9 protein-coding genes are annotated in these 10,734 nt (G+C 36.6%); 2 read left to right on the top strand and 7 right to left on the bottom strand.

Annotation, left to right across the window (positions count from 1 at the left end):
• Nucleotides 1-136: 136 nt before the first annotated feature.
• The 7 genes from ACGLXV_RS24295 to ACGLXV_RS24265 all read right to left on the bottom strand — a co-directional run bounded on the left by ACGLXV_RS24295 (nucleotide 137) and on the right by ACGLXV_RS24265 (nucleotide 8,868).
• Nucleotides 137-613: a hypothetical protein gene (locus ACGLXV_RS24295; protein WP_391560654.1), complete on the bottom strand. Its 477-nt coding sequence runs from the start codon at nucleotides 611-613 to the stop codon at nucleotides 137-139.
• 81 nt (nucleotides 614-694) lie between these two features.
• Nucleotides 695-2,110 carry a glycoside hydrolase family 30 protein gene (locus tag ACGLXV_RS24290; RefSeq protein ID WP_391560653.1) on the bottom strand — a complete coding sequence of 472 codons (1,416 nt, stop codon included), beginning with the start codon at nucleotides 2,108-2,110 and terminating at the stop codon, nucleotides 695-697.
• 168 nt (nucleotides 2,111-2,278) lie between these two features.
• Nucleotides 2,279-4,978, bottom strand: a complete 2,700-nt coding sequence (locus ACGLXV_RS24285; RefSeq protein ID WP_391560652.1) for a beta-glucosidase — start codon at nucleotides 4,976-4,978, stop codon at nucleotides 2,279-2,281.
• 352 nt (nucleotides 4,979-5,330) lie between these two features.
• Nucleotides 5,331-6,044, bottom strand: a complete 714-nt coding sequence (locus tag ACGLXV_RS24280) for a Crp/Fnr family transcriptional regulator (RefSeq protein WP_391560651.1) — start codon at nucleotides 6,042-6,044, stop codon at nucleotides 5,331-5,333.
• A 166-nt stretch (nucleotides 6,045-6,210) separates the two neighbouring features.
• Entirely contained in the window at nucleotides 6,211-6,375 is a 165-nt protein-coding gene (rd, locus tag ACGLXV_RS24275; protein WP_391560650.1) for a rubredoxin, read from the bottom strand.
• Nucleotides 6,376-6,395: 20 nt separating this feature from the next.
• Nucleotides 6,396-7,619 (bottom strand): NAD(P)/FAD-dependent oxidoreductase, encoded by a 1,224-nt coding sequence (locus ACGLXV_RS24270; protein WP_391560649.1) that lies wholly within the window; start codon nucleotides 7,617-7,619, stop codon nucleotides 6,396-6,398.
• Nucleotides 7,620-7,638: 19 nt separating this feature from the next.
• Complete coding sequence (locus tag ACGLXV_RS24265; protein WP_391560648.1) at nucleotides 7,639-8,868, bottom strand: FprA family A-type flavoprotein; 1,230 nt, start codon at nucleotides 8,866-8,868, stop codon at nucleotides 7,639-7,641.
• A 184-nt stretch (nucleotides 8,869-9,052) separates the two neighbouring features.
• Here ACGLXV_RS24265 and ACGLXV_RS24260 point away from each other — a divergent pair, with 184 nt between their 5' ends.
• Nucleotides 9,053-9,757: a DUF421 domain-containing protein gene (locus ACGLXV_RS24260; RefSeq protein WP_391560655.1), complete on the top strand. Its 705-nt coding sequence runs from the start codon at nucleotides 9,053-9,055 to the stop codon at nucleotides 9,755-9,757.
• Nucleotides 9,758-9,891: 134 nt separating this feature from the next.
• Nucleotides 9,892-10,734: DUF4405 domain-containing protein (locus tag ACGLXV_RS24255; RefSeq protein WP_391560647.1), on the top strand; the 843-nt coding region annotated here is incomplete at its 3' end.

Here is a 10,734-nt window from a genome sequence, read left to right as displayed (position 1 = left end):
TCTGTTCTTTCTAACCAAATGGACCACCTAGATTTCATAATACACCTTCTCCTGATATCAAACTTCAGTAATTATTAAAGACAAACCTTAAGAAAACCTTAAAATAAAAATGCCCTTAACAAAGAGCATTTTACTTTCAATTTGGATTTTCTAATAATTGATTCTCTAATTTACAAACCCACTTATAATATCCTAATAATATGAGAAGAAGAACGGGGTCCACAATTGCAGCATGCCACAACTTCCACCAACCATAATGAAAAAAACCCCATGGTTCAGGGAGTAGAGTAATCGTTTCATACATCAAAATTCCCATCACCCAAAAGAAAAGATAAGTGATTTTTTGACGGATAGATTTATTAAAAGGAAACCAGTTTAAAAACATCATATTAACCGGTGGAATAAGTACTGTATGTGCAAGGAGGCCTTTCCAATCGACTCCTTTATAAAAATACCAATATCCGTGAAATTTGAATTCCACTATTAAATCGAATAACATTTGAAATGCTATCGTAAATGCCCAAATATGTACAATTTGATTTGCAGTCAATCTTTTATTCGTTTTAAAGGCAATAAGATTAAAAAGTATAATGGCAATAATCAGGCCTATCATATCATTTTCCTTTTTTATTTTTTAAACTTCCCATAATATAGGAAACTTACACATAAATTTCCCCTACCTTCCTTTCTCAACCTATTTCTTTTCCCATATAAAAGTAACCGCGCTTTTAGGAGGAAGAGTATACGTAAAAAATGAACCTCTATCATTGACTTGAAACCTTGTTTCTTTATCACTAGGATTTAAGGCGATAAGTACAGTAGAATGATCAATGTTTTCATAGGCAACCGTCTCAATGATTCCAGGATAGCTTGTTGAAGCAATCCTTATCGCTTTAGCTTGAACGAATTTACTTGCGTGCCCGATTGAATAGTATTCAACATTCTTCGTCACTTTTCCAGTTTCCTGATTAATCGTGACAACCCCACGACAATTTTCACAACCTCCATTGGTTGGCCCTCCTTTTTCATCTAGTGCGGTATTCCACATCAATACTGTTTTCGCCCAGTTTCTTGGACCTCCAATAATCAAATTGGACATTTGCCAGCTTAAATTATCCCCAAAGTCTTCGCTCCATTCACCACCACTGCACTCAGATAGATAAATATGTTTATCAGGGAAATTGACATGTACTCGAGTCATAGATTCTGGTGTTCCTTTATAACAATGAAACGCAGTTCCCTCTGTATATTTGTTCGTGTCCTCATTTTGAAACACTGTAGAAATAAATTCGGAAGCCCCCTCCCAATTGTGATCATAGGCAATAATTTTTGTATCGATCTCGTTCGATTCAAGTGCCGGACCTAAGTATTTCCCAATAAATACAGCTTGTTCTTCCGCACTCATACTCATCGTTGGATAATTAGGTGACGTAAAGTCTGGCTCATTTTGAATGGTAATACTATCAATCGGAAGCCCTCTTTCTTCATACGATTTTATATAACGGACAAAATAGTCTGCGTAGGCCTTGTATGTTTCCTCTGTCGTATAGTCAAGGTACCAACCATTAAATGTTTTTTCTCCGTATTTCATCCATGATGGCGCGGTCCATGGTGTTCCCATGATCTTCAGATTCTGGTTTTGGCTTCGAGCCTCCTGTAGGACATTGATAACCTCTTGATCTTTGTCCACCGAAAAGTGACTTAAACTAATATCCTCTTCATCTGCATACGTGTAGTTGCTCGCATTTCCTTTATCATCAACTGAAAAATCAGATCCTCCAATTGAATGTCTTACATAACTGATATGAATACCATTTGCTGAAAACAAGTCCTTTAAGAGCATCTCCTTAGACGATTGGTTTAATTTATTATTTATTAAATAGGCCGAAGAACCGGTTATTGCAGCCCCAAAGCCATCCATCGTTTGGTATTTTGTTTCACGGTCGATCGTGATGGTTGGGATATTTTTTTCTTCTATTTTTGAAAATGGTAGAGGAGATTTTTGAGTAAGAAGGTTCTTTTGATCACCCGTTGTTAGCCAGATAGAAGCCTCATTTCGTTCCACCGATGACTCTTGATTCTCTGCTCTTTCCTTAAAAAGTGTGAACATGCTAATACCACCTAATAACAGAAATAAAAAGACTAGAAGTAGACATTTGTGATTGTGGTTCATATTTATCACCTCTTTGGATTTTCAAAAAAATCCCCACAAGCACATAACGAACTTGTGGGGGAAATGAAGGGTTTATCTTCTTGACTGATTATCCTTAATGTATTTTCACTTTGCTTGATTAAATTGCTGGCTAATTTCTTTTGATATCGTGATACTACCTTTTAAGCGGATATCCGTAGAAGAGCTACCAACATAGATTGGTACCTCACCAGAAGGCATTACCCATGCATTTTTCTCTTCGTCATAGTAAGAGAATGCTTTTGCATCAAGCTGAATTGTTACTCCACTTTGTTTACCTGGCTTTAATTCAACCTTTTGGAATCCTGCTAATTGTTTTGGCGCTGTTTCCACATTCGTCGGCAATTCACCCGTATACACCTGAACAACCTCTGAACCTGCTACATCACCTGTATTCCTTACATTTAGCGATACTTCAATCGTTGGTTTTTCTGTTTTCTTTGATGATTTCATTTTTGTTTTTAAATTCTTATAGCCAAAGTCTGTATAAGATAATCCATGACCGAAGGAGAACGCCGCATCAATACCCGCTTTTTCAAAGCCACGGTATCCGACGAAAATTCCTTCCGTATATTCAGTTACTAGGTTAATTCCTGGATATTGTTCTTCTGAAGAAACCGGTGTTGAATCTTCATCTACTGGGAAGGTAACCGGTAATTTACCAGAAGGATTTACGTCCCCAAATAGTACATCGGCAATGGCATTCCCTTGTTCTTGTCCTGGGTACCATGCTTGGACAATTGAAGGTACTTGATCCTTCCAATCTCCCATCTCAATAGCTGTTCCACTTTCATTCACAACTACCACGTTTTTGTTTACTTTTGCTACTTCTTTAATCAGTTGTTCCTGGTTATTTGGAAGTTCCATGTCCGAACGATCCACGTACCCTTCGCTATCATACGTTCTAGTTACGATCACTGCTACATCTGATTTTTTCGCTAGTTCAACTGCTTTAGTAATATTATCATCGACCACATCTTCAGCCGCTTCCCAGCCAAAACGTAATTGACCACCATTGTCATTTCCAGTTGTTTTTGTGTAATCTGTTTTATATTCAATTTTTAAATCATAGTTTTTACCTTCTTCTAATGTGACAGTTTCTTCTACTGTTCCAAGCTTCGCTCCAGCATTGTCTATAACAAGCTTTCCATCAATATATACTTTACTAGAACCATAGCTAGTTGTTGAAAGCTTGTACTCTCCAGTCTTTGGCACCTTGATAACTCCAGTGTATCTTGCAGACATCATACCATTTAAGTTTGTAGGAAGTTTATCTAATTTCGAAGATTGAGCATTAAAGCCTTCATAATTATAAAACCCTAGATTTAAGTTTACTTGCTTAGTAATATGGTTAAAAACAGGGTTACCTTCCATATTTTTATTTGACCAGTACTCTGCTTGTAATCCGTTTTCTGTTGCATCAGCAGATGGTAATAAGAATGAAGATGGCACTGCATTTGGTCCTGGTAAAATATCTCCCGCACTAATTGGGTCGGTTCCTGCTGCATACTCAACCTTTACCTTGTTACCAGCACGCTTCGTAATTCCTTCAAGTGGAGACACAGTATACGTTGGATTAACAAGTGAACTTCCACCACCAGCGGCAGAAGCCGTGTCTGCATCTGGTCCGATAACCGCTATTGAATCAAGTTTTTCTGTATTTAACGGCAATACATCTCCGTTATTTTGAAGCAATACCATTGTTTCTGCAGCAATTTGTCGAGCGATAGCCCCGTGTGCTGCTACACCTATTTGATTGTTTTGTGTTGGGTTATCAAATAATCCTTTATCAAACATTTGATATAAAATGCGGTACGTACTTTGATTAATCGTATCTACACTAACTTCTCCGTTATTCACCGCTTGTAATAAATCGTCGCCCCATAAACCCATCGGCTCTCCAGGTGTTTCTAAATCAAGCCCAGCATTAATTGATTCTGTCGTACTTACATTTGCCCCGTAATCACTCATAACAAAGCCATCAAAATTCAAGTTTCCTCTTAATAGGTTTGTTAAAAGATCTTCATTTTCACAAGCATACACACTATTTACTTGGTTAAAGGAACACATTACACTTCCTAAACTAGCATTTTCAATGACACTCGCGAACGGTTTTGCATAAATTTCATTAATTGCTCGTTCACTTGCCTGTGAATCAGCTGTGAAGCGATCCGTTTCTTGATTGTTTAATAGATAGTGTTTTGCTGTAACTAGTACATTATTTTCATGAATCGCATTCACATAGTTTATAGCCATTTGTGATTGCAAATAAGGGTCTTCTCCCAATGATTCAAAGTTTCTTGCTCCAAACGCATTTCTAGCAATATCTAATCCAGGCCCTAACAATACGTTATGTGTGGTATTAAATGCTTCATTTCCAATTAAATCTCCATATTTCTTAGCAGTTTCCGTATTCCAAGTAGCTGCCAATCCAATATTTGAGGGTAATGCAGTAGATTGTTTATTTTGTATTTCCGGATTAGCAATTCGGACCCCGGTCGGTCCATCAGCCATTTGTAAAGCAGGAATGCCATACTTCTCCATTCCCTCATTATAAAATCCATAATAATTGTTCACATTACCAGTGATAAAATCTACTTTGTCCTCCAGCGTCATTGCTTCAACTAACAAATTAGCCCGTTCCTCAGCAGAAAGACTCTTGTCCATCCATGGAAAGGTCCCTTCAGCAAATGTGCTTAGTGGAACAGCTACCATACTTACAACTAATGTAAAAATGAGACTTAGTCGTATAGTAAGCTTTCTCTTCTCCTCTAAAAAGCCAACCATATTCTCCAACTCCTTTTTCTTTTGTCTATGGATTAGTAATATTTCTTCCTTTTTCTGGATACCGTATCCATGACCCTTATCATCATAACGAAATAAAAATAAAAGGCTATAGAGAGATGGCTTTAATTTTTTCGGAGGAAAAAAGAGCATATTTAGCTAAGAAAAGTAAATTATTTGAAATTAAGGCATCAGTTTCAAACAGTAAAATGGATATATCTGGATGACTTGCGTTTTCATATAAACGTTCTTTTTCTCTATTGAATTTTCAATCTGTTAAATTTCGGAAGGGAATTTTCTGAAATATCTGTAACAAATGTGAAATATATCGAAATATTTGTTGTGCCCTTTGTAATTAATGTATATATTCTCTTAAGGTTTGATGGTCTTTTACTAATAGCTTTTTATTTCCTTGTTGAGAAATTAATCCCAAACTCTCAAACTTACTGAATTTACGACTAATTGTTTCTCTTGTCACCCCGACATAGCTTGCTACTTCTTCTCTTGTTATCGGAAGCTCTATAAGAATTCCGTCACTTTTCTTTGTTCCAAACTTTTGACAAAATTCTAGAATCATATGGGCAATCCTCACTTCAGGATCCTTGGTTGCTAAGTTTTGTACTAACGTTTCTGTATGTGCTAATCTCTTTGTCAAAGCTTTTAATAATTTTATAGAGATTTCCGGATTTGCTTCCATGATTCGGTCAATATCATCTTTTGTGATGACACAAATCTCCGTGTCTGCAATGGCATAAACACTAAAATTATTCACTTCTTCATTATTAAAAAGGTGTAACTCTCCAAAAAACTCGCCGCTTGTTAATATATATAAAATCTGTTCTTTTCCATCTATAGTAAATTTGGAAACCTTGACTTGGCCTTTATTCACAATAAATAATCGATCAGATTTCTCTCCTTCATGTAAAAGCAACTGTCCCTTTTTGAATTGAGTATGCTTGGCCATCTTCGCGACTTTTAGGATTTCTTCTTCAGATAACGCTCCAAAAATTGGTACTTTTTTGGGGCAAGGTCCAAGCATTTTATCATGATTGCAGCTAGTTCCCTTCATAACTATCACCTATTTTGTTTATTTATAGAGAAATCTCTTAGAGGGTTGTTCCAATCTGTTGATAATGAATCTCATAAAAATATACCATAAGCCATTTTTGGAATTTGTGCTTTACATCACTTCTATTAAAAAAGATCACAGCTAATGGATAGCTGCGATCTTTCCTTTATTCCTCTACCACTGAGAATTGGTCAGTATCTTCCCCACATACAGGACATACCCAATCTTCTGGCAGCTCCTCAAACGGTGTTCCTGGTTCGACGCACTCATCAGGATCTCCTATTGCTGGATCGTAAATATAACCACATGGTAAGCATATATACTTTTTCATTCTAGTTTCCCTCCTTCATGTTAAGCTGGTTGTGACAGCCTTTCCTTTACCAAACTCATCAATTCCTTTACCGAAACAGTGTCTAACGAAATTCCATTCAGGGAAATCTTATTTTCAATCGCCATTTTATAAGGTGCGGAGGCAACAATGCCCTCAAGAGAAATTACACCTACTATTTTCTCGTCTTTTATAAAAATTCTCGTGTATTTTTCATCTCCATCTTCATCAATAATGGTTGTATCACATAGACCTTCATCCACCATTCCTATGGAAAACAAAGACATATTAAAGGCATTAAATACTGTAAATGGAGTTGTTTTCTCATACAATTCAGTAGCAGATGCCATATTTTTACCCGCCACTTTTCCTTGATCCATTGCCCGACCCCATAAGCCTTCTACTTCACCATGCAGCTCGGTCACATCCCCTGCTGCATACACATCCTGTATGTTTGTTTCCATCTTTTCATTCACGATGATTCCTCTATTGGTTTGAATCGTAGTATTTTCTACTAAGTCAAGATTAGGAACGACACCGATGGAGTAAATGACACTGTCGCAGGAAATCAATTGATCATTTAAGACGATTCCTTTTACTTGATCATCACCAACAATCTCTTTAATAGAGGCATTCAAGTATATATCCACACCAGCTTCTTCGATTTTTCTTTTTAATAGTGTGCTAGTCTTTTCATCTAGCTGCCTAGCCATCAACCTTGGAGCGACCTCTACAATCGAAACCTTTTTCCCAGCCTGTAAGATAGACCATGCTGTTTCTAGTCCTTGAATACCTCCACCGATGTTTACTATACTCGCTTTATCCTCTATGAATGCTTTGAAATCTTCTGCTTCATGCATTTCTCTAATGGTAAAAACTCCTCTTCTATCCACTCCATTGACGGGAAGCCTTCTGTTTTTTGCCCCTGTGCATATGAGGAGTTTATCGTACGGAATCGTATCACCTGTTTTTGTAAGAAGGAGATGATCTCCGGTATTGATCCTCACAATTTTTGTATTTGGGTATGTTCGGATATTTTGCATCTCATACCACTTCTCTTTTTTGAGTAGGACTTTCTCACTTCTTAAGTCCGAGAACAATTCTTTTGATAATTTAATTCTGTTATATGGAAGTGACTTTTCTGCTCCAAACAAGGAGATATGTGCCTCTTTATCAACATCTCTTATGGCCTTTGCTGCATTCACAGCTGCGACACCTGTTCCAATCATACAATAATGTTTCATCATTTCTTCACCTGCCTTTTTCTTAAATCGCGCTTAATAGTAAATCAGCAACAAATGTTGTTGAATGTTCAATTTTTTTCAACTGTTCATTATTTGGTGAAAATCTTACTCTTACTGGAAACTCTACATGTGTCATCCCTGTTGTTTTAATCACGTGAGAAGTGCTTTGAACATTCATATTTGTTTCATGTAAGTAATCTTGAATGACTTCAATAGCTTCTCCACTCCAACCATAAGAACCAAAGGCAGCAGCAATCTTCCCTTCAAGATTCATTTCCTTTAAGTCCTTAAGCACATCTTCAAGATTTCCGATCATATCTGCATATTTTGTGGAACTACCAATAAATACAGCATCCGCTTCTTTAATACTCTCAAGAATGGCGCTCTTTTCGGACTTATCTGCGTTAAAGATTGAGACGTGAATTTGATTTTCTTCTAATATTCTCTTGATACTCTCCGCTACCTTTTTTGTATTGTTTCTAAGACTTGTATACACAATGGTTGCTTTTTTATCATCGATCGTATCTGCACTCAGCGTTGCGTACAAATCAATATACTTTTGGATATCTTTTCGCAAAATATAGCCATGAGATGGAGCAATCATTTGCACATCCAAATCTTCTAATGCTTGAATCAATGTTCGTACATATCTTCGATGTGGATGAATAATCGCATTGTAGTAGCCAATGAAATCATCTGTAATATCAAAGTCAGCCTCATCCGCAAAAAAAGTATTACTAGCCACATGTGTGCTGAAGATATCACAAGGATATAAGATTTTATCTTCCATGCAATACGTTATCATCGTTTCCTCTGTATGCAGGTACGGTGTTTCTTTGAATTTCAGTGTTTTTCCTCCGATATCCAATGTATCTCCATCTTTTACGACTAAAAAATTCCTGCTGTGAAGTTTGTACATTTCCTTTAGTTCGTTTACCGCAGGAGAAGTACAGACAATCGTCGCATGTGGTGCTCTGCTAGCTAATGCAGCTAGTCCACCTGAATGATCGGGTTCGGTATGATTAATAATGATATATTGGATTCCCTCGGGATTGATTAACTCACTTAAGTACTCAACAAACTCTCTACCAAACTGCATATCTACCGTATCAATTACCGTTGGCTTTTCTGTCTTTAGTAAATAGGCATTATACGTTGTTCCTTTTCCTAATATTAATCGGTGAAATGGTACTTCACGATCATCAATCTTTCCTACCCAGTACGTATCTTTCGCTAACATTATTTTGTTCATCTATTCATTCCTCCTAAGATTTCTTGAAAGTGTTTCTCAACTGAACTCATCATACAACTCCCAAAAAATAAAAATGAGGATTTGAATCACAATTTGAAACTATTTCATACGATTGAAGATTATTTCAATCACCTCATAGGTAAACTAACATTTAGTTATCGGAATAAAGGATGTGTTTTACGTGATGGATTTTTACCAAAGTCAAGAAACCCTTACTAGCATGGAGTGGATTCTTCGGGCAGTTGTAGGTTTTATTTTTCTATTGATTGTAGCTAAATTATTAACTCAGCGATCAATATCTCAATTACGGCTACTTGATTTTGTTGTTGCTTTAGTTATTGGAAATATCATTGCCCATCCGTTATCCGATCAACATCTTGGATTAAAAGGATCGATGATAACCACAGCTGTATTAATGGTTTTATATATTTCTGGGGTATTTATGCTTCTGAAATGGCCATGGTTTAGAAGACTAGTGAATGCCCCTCCCGTTACGATTGTAAAAGACGGTAAAATCCTGTATGAAGGGTTGAAAAAGGCGAGAATATCTCTAGATGTTTTACTTGAAGAATTACGGGAAGGACAAGTTGATGATGTAAAGAAAGTAGTTCTCGCTACTTGGGAAGCAGATGGAAAAATATCATTTTTCCTAGATCCTAAATACCAACCCGTCACCCCTTCTACGTTAGGAATAAAAACAGAGCCTTTCGAACACCCTAGGACCATTATTAAGGAAGGTACCATACTTACTTCGGAATTAAAGGAACTGGGGAAAAGTAAAGAATGGGTCACCTCAAAGTTAGAAAGTTCATATCAAACCAGGGTAAATGATGTTCTTCTTGCAACCATTGATAATAAAGATAATTTAAAAATATTTCTATACAAATAAAATGAAAGCAAGCCAAAATTGTTGACTGTTGGCTTGCCTTTTTTTATTTCAAAACCTCTGAATTTTAATTTTAAGGTTCTTTTAAGGTCCGTCCTCCATAATGGGATTAAATAAATTTTGAGGGGGGGATTTAATTGAAAGAGAAAAAGTTAATGTACGTAAAGTTTGGACTAGACATTTTAATGGCAGTCACATTTGTCTTGTTTTTCAACAAACAAGTATTGGGCGGTTTAACCTTTCATGAAATTGCAGGCTTAGCCATTGCTGCAGTGTTTTTTACACATATAGCACTTAACTGGAGATGGATTAAAAATGTGACCGTTAAGTTATTTGATCGGAAGCTTCCTTTCAAAACAAAATTTGGATATGTCTTAAATTTACTTTTACTCATCACTATGGCCTTTATTATCATCAGTGGGATTTTGGTTTCTCACATTGTGTTCCCTAATATTAATGTTACTAATGAGCGATGGTTTCAAATGGCACATATCTCTATTTCCTATTTAGTACTTATATTAGTTGCTGCTCATGTTGGTTTACATTGGAAATGGGTAATCCAAGTTTTTAATAAAATTGTAAAATTTAAAACGCCGAAACCGGTTCTTGGCATCGTCGCAAAGGTCGCTACAGCTGCCTTATTAGTATTCGGAAGCTATGAAATCTATTCAACAAATTTTTTAACAGACCTACTTGGAGTGTCTCGCGTTTTTGCTACCTCCTCTTCCGAAATGCCTGAAGGAGGTTTTGCGAAAGGTCAATTCGAACGTGGTACTCCTCCAAGTGGTGACTTTTCTGGAGGGAATCGTCAATTTGAACGGAGTACCCCACCCGACGATGGTGCAGGTGGCCAGTTTGCACGAGGTGGATTGGAAGGAAGAGGAGATATAAGCACCACGAACGCATTAGAAGTCATCTTACAGTATTTCAGCATTATGTCTGTATTTATCATTCTGATTTACTATTTAGAAAAGCTACTT

Origin of the sequence: Robertmurraya sp. (genome assembly GCF_036676585.1) — a bacterium.
Classification (GTDB): Bacteria; Bacillota; Bacilli; order Bacillales; family Cytobacillaceae; genus Robertmurraya_A.
The sequence above is the reverse complement of the archived record's forward strand: the minus strand, read 5'-3'. Positions and strand labels throughout refer to the sequence as shown.